This window comes from Glutamicibacter arilaitensis Re117 (genome assembly GCF_000197735.1).
Lineage (GTDB): Bacteria > Actinomycetota > Actinomycetes > Actinomycetales > Micrococcaceae > Glutamicibacter > Glutamicibacter arilaitensis.
Genome location: NC_014550.1, coordinates 914,430 through 928,990, shown reverse-complemented (window position 1 = coordinate 928,990; position 14,561 = coordinate 914,430). Strand labels below are relative to the sequence as shown.

Below are 14,561 nucleotides of genomic sequence, written 5' to 3'. Positions count from 1 at the left end.
TCGCACCTACCTGTTTCCTCAAGGAGAAAAAGTGTACTCGAACGGCAAGAACACTGCCCATTCTGGTGAAGGCCGCCTTGTCGGCAACATTGTTACCCTCGTGATCTTCTTTGTGATGTTCGCAGCGGGTATTTACGTTCTGGGCTACTGGACCCTTGAGGTCGCTTGGTGGCCAACCCTGGTTGGCTTCGCTCTGATGTTCCTGGCTTTCGCAATCCCAATGCACCTCATGGGTCGTGCTGAAAAGGCCGAGGATCTGGTTGCAGCGGCTAACGCTCACCAGAACTAGTCAAAACTTCTAGAATCAGGGAAACCCCAATGCGGGTTTCCCTGATTTTCGTTTAAGCACTATTCCCACATCTAGACTGATGCCATGGAAACTTGGGATCAGCGCGTAGAAGAGTTCTGGAACTGTGCCAAGGGCAAAAGCCCCGAACAACTGCACCACGAATGGGACCAGATTCCAGCACGGCCGACGTCCCCTGCCTGTAGTGTGGGGGCGCATGAATCCATTAATACCCAACGCGTATGAAGTAGTTGTTTTCTACGTCCTCCCCCTGGTCATCACCGTGGTTCTGGCCATCGTGGTCTATAAGCTGATCAGGAGATCCACGAAGGAAACGGAACTCCACCGGAATAGTGATGATCAGCATCCCGATTATGACTCCTAGGCGGTTCTGAAGAGCTGTTTGAAGTTACCGTCACGACTCCCCTGTTGGACTTCACCGCCAGACGAATCCCGGCTCCGGACCGGCCATCATTGCTATGGTGAGACTATTCGATACACAGGCGCTGACCGGTCGATAGGGAGACATCGTGAAACTGGGACAACTGATTCGACGCTATCCGCTGTTGGCCGCGGCGGTCATCGCCCTGCTCGCCACGGGAGCCGCCGCCTTGGCCGGCATGGACGCCGCCAGCCGGTGGATCGCATGGATTGCCATCGCTGGCGCCGTGCTATGGATCGGCGCCGGGATGGTCAAGGACCTGCTGCGCGGCCACTACGGACTGGATATCCTGGCGCTGGTGGCGATTATCGCCTGTCTGCTGGTCGGCGAGTACCTGGCGTCCCTGATCATCGTGCTGATGCTTTCCGGCGGCGAAGCCCTGGAGGACTTCGCCCAGCGCCGGGCCACCAGCGAGCTCTCCGCGCTGCTGGACCGCTCCCCACTGCAGGCCCACCTCGCCGCGGATGAGTCCGGTCAGGATGTCGCCGACGTCCCGGTGGAACAGGTGGAGGTCGGCGACCTTTTGCTGGTGCGTCCCGGCGAACTGGTTCCCGTCGACGGCCTGATGCGTTCCGAGGCTGGAAGCTTCGATGAATCCTCGCTGACCGGCGAACCGCTTCCGGTGATCCATGCCAGGGGGTCCGAGGTGATGTCGGGGTCGGTCAACGGATCGCAGGCCGTCTACCTGCAGGCGCTGCGACGCAGCAGCGACAGCCAGTACCAGCAGATCATCGCGCTGGTACGGCAGGCACAGGACTCCAAGGCACCGGTGGTGCGGCTGGCCGACAAGTTCGCGATTCCCTTCACCCTGCTGTCCCTGCTGATTGCGGGCATCGCCTGGGCGGTGTCCGGAGACCCGGTGCGCTTCGCCCAGGTCCTGGTGCTCGCCACCCCCTGTCCCCTGCTGATTGCCGTGCCGGTCGCCTTCCTGGGCGGCATGTCCCGCGCGTCCAAGGAAGGTGTGGTGGTCAAGGGCGGGGCCGTACTTGAGCAGCTCGCCAAGGTCCGCAGCGCCGCCTTCGACAAAACCGGCACCCTGACCGCAGGCCGGCCCGCGCTGCTCGGCATCCAGACGCAGCTGGATCCGGACGAACTGCTGCAACTGGTAGCCTCCGCTGAGCAGTTCTCCACCCATGTCATGGCCGCGGGCCTGACCGCGGCGCTTGCCGACCGGGGGCTGCCGCTGCTTCCTGCCGAAGACGCGCAGGAAGTGGCCACCAACGGCGTCAGCGCCCTGGTCGACGGGCGCCGGGTAGCCGTGGGCAAGCCGTCGTTCATCGCCGCCATAGACCCTGCCCTGGAGCGGGTCGAGCTTGAGCCGGGGCAGTCCGCGGCCTACGTCGCGGTGGACAACAGCTTCGCCGGCGTGATCCTGATGGCCGACGCACCGCGCCCTGAAGCCTCCGCGGTGCTGCGCTGGATGCGCGACCACGGCGTGGAAAACCAGGTCATGCTCACCGGCGACGTGGAACAGACCGCGCTGGGCGTCGCCGCCCAGGTGGGCATCGGCAAGGTCGAAGCGGAGCTTCGCCCGGGGCAGAAAGTCCAGCTGCTCAAGGACATGCAGCCCCGGCCGGTCCTGATGCTGGGCGACGGCACCAACGACGCCCCGGCACTGGCCGCCGCGGACATCGGCATGGCCATGGGCTCGCGCGGCTCCACCGCGGCCGGGCAGGCCGCCGACGCGGTGGTCCTGCGTGATTCGCTCGGACCGGTGGCCCAGGTGATGGCCATCAGCCGCTACACCCTGAGCGTGGCGCACAGCGCCATCTGGATCGGCATCGGGCTGAGCGTTGGGCTCATGCTGGTCGCCACCACCGGTGTGATTCCGGCGGTGACCGGAGCCCTGCTGCAGGAGGTCGTGGATCTGGTGGTCATCGTCTATGCGCTGCGCACGCTGCGCGGGCCCCGCCCCGCCGACTTCCACGGTGCGCTGCCGACCCAGTCGACCGTCGCCTTGGCGCAGCATGTGCGCAGCAGGGATTGAGATGGGCATGGACTATTGGCAACAACGGATCGATGATTTTTGGGAATCGGCCCAGGGCAAGGATGCCGCGGCATTGCGTGCGGAGCTGGGTATTCTCTTGGAGCCCGCGATTCCCGCAGGGCACGCGGCATTCGAACTGGCCAGCCTGCACGACTACCTCGGCGAGGAAGTACAGGCAATACCGCTGTACAAAACGGCGCTGGACAGCGGGACGCTGAGCAGGGCCAAGCGCAGCGAGGCGAGTATCCAGCTCGGCAGCAGCCTGAGGAATATCGGTGAACCGGCACTAGCAGCCAAGGCTCTCAACGAGGTCGACCCCGATGACCCGCTGTATGCCGATGCGCAGGCGTTCCTGGCCCTCGCGCTCTTCGACGCCGGGGAAGAGTCGGCGGCATTGAAAACCGCGCTGGCGGCACTCGCACCGACCCTGCAACAATATGCAGGACCGGTACGCCGCTACGCGCAGGAGCTAGAGGACTGCCGGCCGCCCAAGAACCGCTGAGGGTTCGCCCCGGCCCCCAGATGCGGCCAGGCAGACGACGCCCGGCAACAGAAGGTATCGACAGTTAAGGGGCAGGATATTTTGCTGTCGCCTGTGCATCAGCCTCACGCGATGGACACATTAGCTGGGCTGGCGAATGTCGTGAGCAGGCATGCGATGATTATTCGCTGAGTCGACCCCGCAAACGCTTCGTGAATTGGCCATCCGCCATAGCCGCGATATTCGTTGATTCGCTATTGATATGGCTACCGGCGTGGGGAGCGCTCTTCCTGGACACCGGCAACGATCTGGTGTTGGCCATCGCCTGGGTTTCACTTGTTTCGATCGTCAATTTCGCGTCGTATGTCAAGGGAACCAGTGTGGGATCGCTTGCGGCAGGGATCCGGTTCGAACGAAACCAAGGTCAAGCCCCAGGAAAAGGTTACGCGCTCTTGTTGTCATTTCTGAGCTTGTTTTCCATTCCCGTACTGGCCGTGATCATTTTGATCGACTACCTCGGAAACGATATCCCCTCGAAGCCCCTGTCCAAATACCCGCTCATCGGTATTCGGACCGCCAAGCGTCGCGTGCTGGAAGCTTGCGACAAGCTCTGGGGGTGATCGCCAGTTCTCAGTGCATGCACGGCGGCCATAGCCTCGATGGTCAGGTAACTCTACGGTCGATGCCACGCCATTTTGTGGTCGGCGGGGCCAGAAATGGATGGATTGCATGGTGTTCATCGCCCCCGTCTTTTTTACCCATCAATCCGTGGCGAATGGGGGTTGCTGACGCCAAAAATGGCAGGGGCACCAGTTCCAGGAGAATTCAGCCCTGCCGGTGCCGCCGGCTGGCTTCGCAACGAAGCATCGGGAGCTGCGGACAACTCCCGATGCTTCGTTCTGCTAGTTCCTGCGTTTGCCGACGCAAGACGCCGAGCGTACGCTACCCCTTCGCCGCAGCCACCGGGGTGGGTTCGAAGATCGCGTAGACCAGGTTCTCCGCCCAGTCCAGCATGGCTTCGTCCGCCAGGTCCCGTCCGCCGACCGGCGAGGTCTTGGGCTTGGGAATGAAGATGGAGTTCAGCGCCGGCTTGTTCGCCGAACCCGGGTACAGCCGTTCCAGGCGCACCTGGCGGCTGGCCGGCAAGTCCTCGATCTTCGCGGGCGACACCTTGATGTGGTTGCCGACCTGCTGGATGTCGTGCAGTCCCACCGCGCGGGCACGGATGCGCAGCGCGGCTACGCGCAGCAGATTCTCTACCGGTTCTGGAAGCTTGCCGTAGCGGTCCTCCAGCTCTTCTCGCACTTCGGCGAGCGCCTCATTGGTTTCTGCCTGCGCGATGTTGCGGTAGGCCTCCAAGCGCAGGCGTTCGCCTGGCACGTAGTTGTGCGGCAGATGGGCATTGACCGGCAGGTCGATTTTCATCTCGGTGGATTCTTCTTCGCCTTCGCCCTTGTAGTCGGCGACAGCTTCACCCACCAGGCGCAGATACAAATCGAATCCGACCCCGGCAATATGCCCGGACTGCTCGCCGCCGAGCAGATTGCCCGCACCGCGCAGTTCCAGGTCCTTCATGGCCAGCTGGTAGCCCGAGCCGAGCTCATTATGCGCGGCCACGGCCTTCAGGCGTTCCAAGGCGACTTCGCCCAAGGGCTTTTCCACATCCCACAGGAAGTAGGCGTAGGCACGTTCGCGTCCGCGCCCCACGCGTCCGCGCAGCTGGTGCAGCTGGGAGAGCCCGTAGTTGTTGGCACGGTCCACAATCAGCGTGTTCGCGTTGGAGATGTCCAGGCCAGTTTCGATGATAGTGGTGGAGACCAGCACATCGAATTTCTTCTCCCAGAAGTCCTGGATGATCCGTTCCAGGCGCGATTCGCTCATCTTGCCGTGAGCCACCTCGATCCTGGCTTCCGGTGCCAATTCGCGCAGTTCTGCGGCGACCCGCTCAATGGAGGAGACGCGGTTGTGCACGAAGAACACCTGGCCATCGCGCATCAGCTCACGCTTGATCGCGGCGGAAATCTGCTTATCGCTGCGCGGGCCCACATAGGTGAGCACCGGATGGCGTTCTTCTGGCGGGGTGGCCAGCGTGGAGGTTTCACGGATGCCGGTCAGCGACATCTCCAAGGTGCGCGGAATCGGGGTGGCGCTCATCGCCAGCACATCCACATTGGTGCGCATCTTCTTGAGCTCTTCCTTGTGCTCCACACCGAAGCGCTGCTCCTCATCGACGATCACCAGGCCAAGGTTCTTGAACTCCACGTTTTTGGAGAGCAAGCGGTGGGTGCCGATGACGATATCTACGCTGCCGTCCTTGAGACCGGCCAGGATTTCCTTGGACTCCTTGGCCGTCTGGAAGCGCGAGAGGGTTTTCACGCGCACCGGGAAGCCCGAATAGCGTTCGGTGAAAGTCTGATGGTGCTGGGAGGCCAGCAAGGTGGTAGGAACCAGCACGGCAACCTGCTTGGAATCCTGGACAGCCTTGAACGCTGCACGGACCGCAATCTCGGTCTTGCCGAAGCCCACATCACCGGAAATCAACCGGTCCATCGGGATTTCCTTCTCCATATCGGACTTCACCTCATTGATGGCGGTGAGCTGATCCGGAGTCTCGATGAAGGCGAAGGCCTCTTCCAGTTCGTTCTGCCATGGGGTGTCCGGGCCGAAGGCGTGGCCGCGGCTGGCCATGCGTGCCGAGTACAGCTTGATCAAATCCCCGGCGATTTCCTTGACCGCCTTGCGCGCCTTGGACTTGGTGCTGGACCAATCCGAGCCGCCCATCTTGGACAGGGTCGGTGCTTCGCCGCCTACGTAGCGGGTGACCATGTGCAGCTGGTCCATGGGCACGAAGAGCCGGTCTCCGGGTGCCCCGCGCTTTGAGGACGCGTATTCCACCACGAGGTACTCGCGCTTGGCATCCTTGCCCGAGCCGTTGACCTTGCGGGCCATCAGTTCAACGAACTTGCCGATACCGTGCTGCTCGTGGACGATGAAGTCCCCTGCCTGCAGGCTCAGCGGGTCCACCGCATTGCGCTTGCGCTTGACCGTGAGCTTGCGCCCCTTGCGGTTCGGGTAGGCGCTGGAGCGGCCCAGCAGGTCCGCCTCGGTGAGCAGGCCCAGCTTGAGCTCTTCGAAGACAAAGCCGCGGCCCGCGGTAGCCTGCGTGATCTCGATCAGGCCGGCCGTTGGCGTAGCCGAAATGTCTTCGACCCGGTGGGCCGGAATCTTGAAGTCTGCAAAGAGCTCGGAGAGGCGGGCTGCCGGGCCCGGGCCTTCGGTGGCCACCACAAAGCGCCACTGGTCCTTGACGCGTCCGGCGATGAATTCCATCATGGCTTCAATATCGCCCTGGTACCCAAGGGGTTCGCGGGCCGGGATGCGGATCGTGGAGGACCCCAGTTCCAATTCCTCATCGGCGCCCATGGAAGTCAGGGCCCACCACGAGACCTTGGCCTGATGGGCATGCTGCACGGTTTCGGCCAGCGAGGCAAAATCACCCGAAGCCAGCTTCCGCTCGGAATCAGCGGTGTTCAGATCCAGCGGCGCGCTGGCCCCGTCGGAGGCCGAAGCCCATGCGGCGGCCAGGAATTCGGCATTCGTTGCATTCAGGTCGTGGGCGCGGGCACGTACGCGCTCCGGTTCCATGACCAAGGCGATGGAACATTCGGGCAGCAGCGAAAGCAGCGGAACCATCTGGTCAACCAGCAGCGGGGCCAGGGATTCCATGCCTTCCACTGCGATGCCGCCGGCGATCTTGGTGAGCATTTCCTGGGCTGCCGGGAAGTGGTTCTTCAAGTTGGCCGCACGGCTCATCACCTTCGGAGTGATCAGCATTTCACGGCATGGGGTGGCGATGATCCGCTGCGGGCCGTCCTCAGCGGTGGAGCGCTGGTCGGCAATGGAGAAGTAGCGCATGGAGTCGATCTGGTCACCGAAGAAGTCGATGCGCACCGGATGGTCCAAGGTCGGAGGGAAGACATCGATGATGCCGCCGCGCACCGCGAATTCACCGCGGTGGGTGACCATGTCCACCCGCGCATAGGCCGCAGCAGCCAAATCCTTGATTACCGCGTCGAAGCCCGGCTCATCATCAAGTTCCAAGCGCACCGGGCGCAGCTGGCCTAGGCCCGCTACCAGCGGCTGGAGCACGGCACGGATGGGCGCGATGATGATGTTCAGCGCTTGGTCGCGATCATGCAGCCGGCGCAGCACTTCCAGGCGGCGTCCGACGGTGTCGCTGCGCGGGGAAAGGCGTTCGTGCGGCAGCGTTTCCCAGGACGGGAATTCAGCGATCTGCTCTGCGGGCAGGTAGGCGCCCAGCGAAGTCGAAATTTCCTCGGCTTCGCGGCCGGTCGCGGTCACGATCAACGTCACCCCGGGGTTCTTGCTCTCCCCCAGCGCTTGGCTGATATGGGCCGAGAGCAGCGAGCGCATGCCCTGGGGTGCTGCGATCTCCAGCGCCTCACTGCGCGTTGCATATTCGTGGGTTGCACTTTGGCGGATGCGCCTGAAGGAAGGCTCCTCGCGCAGGAAGTCATGAAGTCCGGTCAGGCTCATGGTTGCTTGTGTATCCTCTCGTGCAGACGTTCCCATTGGCAGGTTGAAGCCGTGGTGCGCCGATACGACACCACGAACACCGACCGCAAAGTTTTTCCGCGGCCGGCTCAATGCCAATATGTAGTTTTCGGTGCAGTCCTAGCCTACCGAATGCCCTGCACCAGATAGGGTTATTACTGTCCGTTGCCGGGCATGAACTGCTTGTTCACCCGGCCACTCAGATTTCCAGATGGGGATTAGCTTCCATGGCATTGAACGCAAGCACTCAGATCGCACACCCGGCTGAACAGGTCATCGCAACGCTGAGCGATCGCGGCTTCGCCGAGCACCTGACCAAGGTCGCCAACGGCACTTTGAACGACTTCACGGTCAACGGCGATACCGCCGGCGCCTTCACCCTGACCACCGTCCGCTCCGTGCCTACCGACCGCGTTCCCGATATGGCCCGCAAGTTCGTTGGCGCGACCATCGAAATTACCCAGGTCGACAAGTGGAGCGCCCCGGATGCCGCCGGCAACCGTACCGCCAACGTGCAGATCACCGTGGCCGGCGTCCCGGTGACCGTCAGCGGCACCGAGCAGCTCAAGGCCCAGGGTGAGAACAGCGAGTTCGCCATCGACGCGAAGGTCTCCTCTTCGATTCCGTTCATTGGCGGCAAGCTGGCTTCGGCTGCCGAGCCATACTTGGGCAAGGCACTGAAGCTGCAGGCCGATCAAGTTAATGCCTGGCTGTCGAAGTAAGCTAGCGAAAATATAATTACGCTCACTGTTAATCCCCGGACGTGCGATTTCTCGCAAAGCGTCCGGGGATTTGTGGTCTGAGGCACGGTTCGCGCTAGGGTTGAATACAGGTGTGCCGGGAAGTCTGGTCGGCGATAAATATTCATTTAACGAAGTAAGCGAGTTAAACGCATGAGCCAAACTCCGTCTTCGGGTTCCAGCAAGAACCTGTTTTCGCGCCCTAGCTACAGGGAGTCCGTGCGCATCGGAGATATTCTGCGCAAGGAGACCGTCGGTGGCATGGTCCTCATCGCCGGCGCCCTGCTGGCCTTGGTCTGGGCCAACACCCCGCTGCGCGAATCCTATTTCGCCTTGCGCGACTTCCATTTCGGTCCTACCTTGTTCGGTGTCGACCTGAATCTGTCGATCGGACACTGGGCAGCTGACGCCCTGCTGGCAGTGTTCTTCTTCTTGACCGGTCTGGAGCTGAAAAAAGAATTCGTCATCGGCGACCTGCGCAACGTCAAGACAGCCGCTGTTCCGGTAGCCGCGGCCTTTGGCGGCGTGCTCGTTCCGGCATTGATCTTCGTAGCCATCGCCTCGATGTCCGGCGGCGGCGAGCTCTTGCGCGGCTGGGCGATCCCTACAGCAACTGATATTGCCTTCGCGGTAGCCGTGCTGGCCGTAATCGGCTCGGCACTGCCCACTGCGCTGCGCATCTTCCTGCTGACTCTGGCCGTGGTCGATGACCTGATTGCGATTGTCATCATTGCTTTCGTCTTCACCGACGAGTTGAATCTGGGCTACCTGGGCCTGTCGCTGATTCCAATCATTCTCTTCACCGTGCTGGCCCGCTATTTGGGCAAGTTCTTCGCCAAGCGGCGTTGGGCTGCTTGGGCAATCCTCTTGCCATTGGGCGTCATCACCTGGATTTTCGTCTTCGGTTCTGGCATCCATGCCACCATCGCCGGCGTGGTCTTGGGCTTCTGCGTTCCGGTCAAGCGTACCGATGGCAAGGAAGGCATCGGCCTGGCCGAACGCTTCGAGCACCGTTTCCGCCCGCTCTCCTCTGGCTTCTGCATCCCGATCTTCGCATTCTTCGCCGCTGGCGTGACCGTAGTTTCGCCTGCTCCAGGCAGCGGCAGTGTCCTGACCGATCCGGTCGTCTGGGGCATCGTGCTGGGCCTGGTGCTCGGCAAGCCGATCGGCATCCTGGGATTCACTTGGGTACTGACCAAGTTCACCAAGGCTTCATTGGATAAGGATGCCGGCTGGGGCGACCTGTTCGGCGTCACCCTTTTGGCGGGCATCGGCTTCACGGTCTCGCTGCTGGTCTCGGAGCTGTCCTTCGGGCTGGAATCCCCGCACTACGAGCATGCCAAGGTCGCGATCCTCGCCGGTTCGTTCATTGCAGCCATCCTCGGCGCACTGTGGCTGATTCCGCGCAACCGCCGCTACAAGGTCCTGCAGGAGCGCGAGACCCGCGATGCCGATAAGGATGGCATCCCGGATGTCTACCAGCAGGGCGACGAGCAGATCTAGCTTGCCCGCTGGGTGCTGAAACGACTGCGGCGCTTGCGTTCACTTATGTGAAAGCAAGCGCCGCAGTTGTTTACCAGGTTATTTGCCGGCTCCGAGCATGGCCGCTTCAGCAGCCACCCAAGCGAGCATTGCGCACTTGACGCGGGCTGGGAACTTGGAGACGCCGACGAAGGCCGCAGCATCTTCCAGGACTTCTTCATCGGGTTCGAATGTGCCCTTGGAACGCATCATTTCGCGGAAGATCTCCAGCTTGTCCAGGAATTCGTCCTTGGATAGTTCCGGGAGCATTTCGCTGAGGACCGAGGCCGAGGCCATGGAGATGGAACAGCCATCGCCTTCCCAGCTCATCGAGGTGAATTGTCCGTCCTCGCCCAGCTCAACGCGCACGCGGATCTGGTCGCCGCAGATGGGGTTGTGCTGGTGCGATTCGCCGTGCAGCAGCCCTTCGGTGTTCTCTACCAGCGGCGAACCGACGCGGCGCTTGGCGTGGTCCAGGATGACCTGTTGGTATAGCTGATCTAATTCGTTCATTTAGACTCCAAAGTATTCGCGCACGGAGCCCAAGGCCTCTAGCAAGGCCGTGATGTCGGCTTCCGTGTTGTACAGGTAGGTGCTGGCGCGGGTCGTGGAATTCACGCCCAGAGCGCGGTGCAATGGCTGGGCACAGTGATGGCCTACGCGCACCGCGATGCCGCGCGAGTCTAGGTACTGGCCTACGTCGTGCGGGTGTACGCCAATGACTTCAAATGGAACCGTGCCGATGCGCGGTGCATTAGCCGGGCCGAAGACGCGTACGCCTTCGATTTTCGAGATTCCTTCATAGAGCATCTGCCCCAAGTGCTCTTCCCAGGCCGCAATGCGGCCCATGCCGATTTCATCAAGGTAGCTGACCGCAGTAGCAAGGCCATGGGTCTGGGCAATGCGCTGGGTGCCGGCTTCAAAACGCTGCGGCGATGGCATGTACTCTGCATGCTCCATGTCCACCACGGTGATCATCGATCCTCCGGTGAGGAAAGGCGGCATGGCGTTGAGCAGTTCTTCGCGCCCGTAGAGTGCGCCGATGCCGGTGGGGCCGAGCATCTTATGCCCGGAGAAGGCCATGAAATCCACGTCCAGGGCTTTAACGTCTACCGGCAGGTGCGGCACCGACTGGCACCCGTCCAGCACCGTCAGGGCGCCAACCTTGCGGGCGGCGTCAACGAACTTCTGGGTGTCGGTGATGGTCCCCAGCACGTTGGAAACGTGGGTGAAGGCAACCAGCTTGGTGTTTTCGTTGACTAATTCGTCGAGCAGGTCGTAACGCAGTGCCCCGTCTTCGGTGATCGGCACGTAACGCAAGGTTGCACCAGTGCGGAAGGCCAGTTCCTGCCATGGGATCAGGTTCGCATGATGTTCCAGCTCGGTGGTCAGGATCTCGTCGCCTGGCCCTAAGCGGAAGCGCGCTGCGGCTTCTCCCCCGCGACCCAGCGAGGCGTTGGACATCGAGTAGCTGATCAGGTTCAGCGCTTCGGTGGCATTCGCGGTCCAGACAAGTTCATTGGTACGTGCACCGATGAACTTGGCTACCTTCTCGCGGGCTTCTTCATAGATCTCGGTGGCTTCAACGGCCAATGAATGCGCCCCACGGTGAACAGCGGCGTTGGCGTTCTCGTAGTAGTGCTGCTCCGCTTCGTAGACGCAGCGCGGCTTCTGGCTGGTGGCACCGGAGTCCAGGTACACAACGTCAACTCCGTTGACTTGGTGGTCCAGAATCTCAAAGTCGGCCTTGATGCGCGCAACTTCTTTAGCAGTCAGCGCTTCAAGGGCTTCTTGGTGACCGGTCATCGTGTGCACGTGGGCCTCCGAATAATTATCATGGATGCCTGTCCAGCTATGGCAATCAAAGGCCACAGCCCTATTAGGCAAGGGGTACATTGGGTAATTATTCCACTCTGGGCCTCGAAGCACATCTAAGTTAGGCCTTAGTAAGGAACGCCTCGCTCCATAGCTTTCCTAATTTAAAAAAGTTGAGGACCGTTGCGAACTCGCTCAGTTCACAACAGCCCTCACTTTGCTTCAATGCAGCCCCGTGGTGGGAACAGTCAGCTGGTATGGAATTTAGCCTGGGCCGCTTCCAAACCTGAGGTCATCAGCAATTCCACGGCATCCGCGCAATTGTCGATCAGAAACGGAAGATCCGCTTTTTCAGCTTTGGAAAAGTCCTGCAAAACCCATTTGGCGGTATCCATGCGGCCGGGTGGACGCCCAACGCCGGCACGGACGCGCAGATAGTCCTTGGACCCCATGGCCTTGGAGATATCGCGCAGGCCATTATGTCCGCCTTCGCCGCCACCTCGCTTGAGCTTGATGGTGTCGAAGGGAATATCGATCTCGTCATGCACCACAATCAGGCGATCGACACCAATGCCGAAGAATTTCGCCGCGTTGGCCACTGGCCCGCCCGAAAGGTTCATGAAGACCGTCGGCTTGGCCAGCACGATGCGCGGTCCGCCAACACCCATGCGCCCCTCTACGATCTGCGACCGTGAGGCGTGGGTCTTGAATTTGGAGCCGACCCGTTGGGCCAGCTCATCGAGCACCATCTGCCCAATATTGTGCCTATTGCCAGCGTAGCCGGCCCCGGGGTTCCCGAGTCCGGCTACGAGCCAAGTGCCATCACTCATGATGCTCAGCTAAAACCTAGTTCGCTGGAATTAGGCAGCGATGATCAGGTCCATGTGATCCACGGTGCGGTTCAGCGCGTGAATCTGGATGTCCTTGATGGTGGTCTTTACGGTCTTGCCCTCGATGTTCAGAACCAGCTCAACACCGCGGTCGCGAACGGCCAAGGTGGTTTCGCGTGCTGGAAGCAGGACGTGCTGTGGCTCGGAGCCTGCACCGTAGACAACTGCTGGGATCTGGCCGTCGCGGCGAGCCTGGCGAGCAGCGCCCTTGCCGAAATCGCTACGTACAACGGCGTCAAGGTTGACAGATGCCATGATAATTCTCCTTAGGAAATAATTGCTTCGTTTAGGCCCTTGCGTGGACTCGGGAAGCAATCAACATCTAGGAGATGAGAAAACTTTTCCGGCCTTGTCGATAACGGTCCCACCATTGCTGGTGTTTCCCTCGCCTGGGCACAGTCCACAATTCTACCAGCTGAAATCCCCAACGAGAAACCCTGTAGCGAACGCCACTAAACCCTGATTACAATTCAACGGCACCGGAAAACAAAGGTATCGGCTAACGCAAAGCCGTTGGTGTCATCGCAGCGATAACCGCGCAACCACGCCACCTCATCCACAACCCGCAGATAGAACCCACGAGGAAAATCTTCGTCTCCCACTGAAGCAGAAGCGATGGTCAACGATCCGTCCGGCTTCTTCCCAGCACTGAGCACCGAATCGTCGGAAGCGGCTTGATCCAAGAAGTCCAGGCGCAGATATGGCCCGGCATAAGCAGGGCACAACTTCAATCCGACACTGACCGCACGCTCAAAAATCTGCGGCAATGTAGCTCCGGCGTCCAGACCCAGTTGCTGCAGGTTGCGGCTGGTCAGGGTTAGATTATGGGCTGGCACCAGCTCATCGAAGATTTGGTGCTCCAGCAGCTGTTTGGCAAAGCCATTGAGCTGCACTCCGGATTGGGCCAGGTGTTGCATCAGCTCAGCGCGTTCCAGCCCGCCGACAGCAACCTGGCGTATTCCAAATTCCATGCTGTCATCTCCTGGTCCTTGGTCCATCATAAATGGTCGTTTATGACACGCTGATCTGACAGCTTGGCTAAAAATCCTCGACAGTTGAGAACTCAACAGATTTTCAAGGTCATTTAGTCGCAAAACCCAGTGCCACAAACTATGCGTCGAAACAGTGACCATTCCACGAGTATTGATACATTTAGGTTCATGGGACACCTCCTCGGATACGCCAGAGTCTCCACCACGGATCAAGACGCACAACTTCAACTTGATGCACTCAGTGCAGCTGGCTGCTATCGGATCTTCACCGACACCGCATCCGGCGCGCTCGAGTCACGCCCTGAGCTCGATAAGCTCCTGGACCAGATTCGACCCGGCGACACTCTGGTGGTCTGGCGCCTGGACCGTCTCGGACGCTCCATCCGGCACCTGATCAACCATATGGACGCGTTGCAGCAACGAGGCATCGAATTCAAATCCCTTCAGGAGAGCATCGATACCAGTTCCTCCGGTGGACGGCTCGTGTTCAACATCTTCGCGTCCCTCGCTGAGTTCGAACGCGATCTCATTCGCGAACGCACCAACGCCGGGCTACAAGCAGCTCGTGCCCGCGGCCGCACTGGAGGCCGTCCAGCATCCCTCTCCCCCGACAAGTTGCGCACTGCCAAAAGACTCTATGAACAACGAGATATGACAGTGACTCAAATTGGTGAGGTTCTTGGCGTCAGCCGTAGCACCGTCTATAGAGCATTAGGAAAAGCGAAAAAGAACCAGCTGTGATGGATAACTTTAGTTGGCCATTAACCGGTAGCGGTTTCGCCATCCCTGCATCTCGTAGAAAAGCCACGAAACATCTTGCTGTCTGGTTGGA

12 protein-coding genes and 1 pseudogene are annotated in these 14,561 nt (G+C 60.6%); 7 read left to right on the top strand and 6 right to left on the bottom strand.

The annotated features are described in order from the left end of the window. Positions 1-31 precede the first annotated feature (31 nt). The 4 genes from AARI_RS04690 (at position 32) to AARI_RS04675 (ending at position 3,816) form a co-directional block, all read left to right on the top strand. Positions 32-289, top strand: coding sequence for a 6TM ABC transporter family protein (locus AARI_RS04690; protein ID WP_013348194.1), 258 nt, complete (start codon positions 32-34; stop codon positions 287-289). A gap of 527 nt (positions 290-816) precedes the next feature. Then, positions 817-2,715, top strand: a complete 1,899-nt coding sequence (locus AARI_RS04685) for a heavy metal translocating P-type ATPase (RefSeq protein ID WP_013348192.1) — start codon at positions 817-819, stop codon at positions 2,713-2,715. Continuing rightward, the gene (locus tag AARI_RS04680) at positions 2,696-3,217 is read left to right on the top strand and encodes a tetratricopeptide repeat protein (RefSeq protein WP_231849443.1); all 522 of its coding nucleotides are present in this window, start codon (positions 2,696-2,698) and stop codon (positions 3,215-3,217) included. Before AARI_RS04685 ends, AARI_RS04680 begins: the two co-directional genes overlap by 20 nt. 191 nt (positions 3,218-3,408) lie before the next feature. Then, complete coding sequence (locus AARI_RS04675) at positions 3,409-3,816, top strand: hypothetical protein (RefSeq protein WP_013348190.1); 408 nt, start codon at positions 3,409-3,411, stop codon at positions 3,814-3,816. A 322-nt stretch (positions 3,817-4,138) separates the two neighbouring features. Here the strand turns inward: AARI_RS04675 and mfd are convergent, their stop codons facing one another. Then, entirely contained in the window at positions 4,139-7,753 is a 3,615-nt protein-coding gene (gene mfd / locus AARI_RS04670; protein WP_013348189.1) for a transcription-repair coupling factor, read from the bottom strand. Between the two features lie 245 nt (positions 7,754-7,998). On the opposite strand from mfd, the gene AARI_RS04665 reads away from it, so the two are divergent. Together AARI_RS04665 and nhaA are read left to right on the top strand one after the other, a co-directional pair. Beyond that, entirely contained in the window at positions 7,999-8,493 is a 495-nt protein-coding gene (locus tag AARI_RS04665) for a DUF2505 domain-containing protein (RefSeq protein ID WP_013348188.1), read from the top strand. A gap of 171 nt (positions 8,494-8,664) precedes the next feature. After that, positions 8,665-10,014, top strand: a complete 1,350-nt coding sequence (gene nhaA / locus AARI_RS04660) for a Na+/H+ antiporter NhaA (RefSeq protein WP_041648500.1) — start codon at positions 8,665-8,667, stop codon at positions 10,012-10,014. A 78-nt stretch (positions 10,015-10,092) separates the two neighbouring features. Here nhaA and sufU read toward each other — a convergent pair whose 3' ends face one another. From sufU to AARI_RS04635, 5 genes and pseudogenes are all read right to left on the bottom strand, one after another. After that, positions 10,093-10,545: a Fe-S cluster assembly sulfur transfer protein SufU gene (gene sufU, locus AARI_RS04655; protein WP_013348186.1), complete on the bottom strand. Its 453-nt coding sequence runs from the start codon at positions 10,543-10,545 to the stop codon at positions 10,093-10,095. Further along, the gene (locus tag AARI_RS04650) at positions 10,546-11,838 is read right to left on the bottom strand and encodes a SufS family cysteine desulfurase (RefSeq protein WP_013348185.1); all 1,293 of its coding nucleotides are present in this window, start codon (positions 11,836-11,838) and stop codon (positions 10,546-10,548) included. Positions 11,839-12,095: 257 nt separating this feature from the next. After that, positions 12,096-12,677, bottom strand: a complete 582-nt coding sequence (gene pth / locus AARI_RS04645; RefSeq protein ID WP_013348184.1) for an aminoacyl-tRNA hydrolase — start codon at positions 12,675-12,677, stop codon at positions 12,096-12,098. Positions 12,678-12,719: 42 nt separating this feature from the next. Next, positions 12,720-12,992 (bottom strand): annotated as a pseudogene (locus AARI_RS04640) (50S ribosomal protein L25); the annotation flags it as partial. Between the two features lie 215 nt (positions 12,993-13,207). Beyond that, on the bottom strand, positions 13,208-13,708 hold the full coding sequence (locus AARI_RS04635; RefSeq protein ID WP_041648497.1) for a hypothetical protein: 501 nt from the start codon (positions 13,706-13,708) through the stop codon (positions 13,208-13,210). Between the two features lie 189 nt (positions 13,709-13,897). Between AARI_RS04635 and AARI_RS04630 the strand changes: the two genes are divergently transcribed. Beyond that, entirely contained in the window at positions 13,898-14,470 is a 573-nt protein-coding gene (locus AARI_RS04630) for a recombinase family protein (RefSeq protein ID WP_013348181.1), read from the top strand. Positions 14,471-14,561 lie beyond the last annotated feature (91 nt).

What these genes read in the sequence shown, in the direction of transcription:
- AARI_RS04680 (WP_231849443.1), top strand. Translation starts at nt 2,696, where the DNA reads ATGTGCGCAGCAGGGATTGAGATGGGCATGGACTATTGGCAACAACGG.
- mfd (WP_013348189.1), bottom strand. Translation starts at nt 7,753, where the DNA reads ATGAGCCTGACCGGACTTCATGACTTCCTGCGCGAGGAGCCTTCCTTC.
- AARI_RS04665 (WP_013348188.1), top strand. Translation starts at nt 7,999, where the DNA reads ATGGCATTGAACGCAAGCACTCAGATCGCACACCCGGCTGAACAGGTC.
- nhaA (WP_041648500.1), top strand. Translation starts at nt 8,665, where the DNA reads ATGAGCCAAACTCCGTCTTCGGGTTCCAGCAAGAACCTGTTTTCGCGC.
- sufU (WP_013348186.1), bottom strand. Translation starts at nt 10,545, where the DNA reads ATGAACGAATTAGATCAGCTATACCAACAGGTCATCCTGGACCACGCC.
- AARI_RS04650 (WP_013348185.1), bottom strand. Translation starts at nt 11,838, where the DNA reads ATGACCGGTCACCAAGAAGCCCTTGAAGCGCTGACTGCTAAAGAAGTT.
- pth (WP_013348184.1), bottom strand. Translation starts at nt 12,677, where the DNA reads ATGAGTGATGGCACTTGGCTCGTAGCCGGACTCGGGAACCCCGGGGCC.
- AARI_RS04635 (WP_041648497.1), bottom strand. Translation starts at nt 13,708, where the DNA reads ATGGAATTTGGAATACGCCAGGTTGCTGTCGGCGGGCTGGAACGCGCT.
- AARI_RS04630 (WP_013348181.1), top strand. Translation starts at nt 13,898, where the DNA reads ATGGGACACCTCCTCGGATACGCCAGAGTCTCCACCACGGATCAAGAC.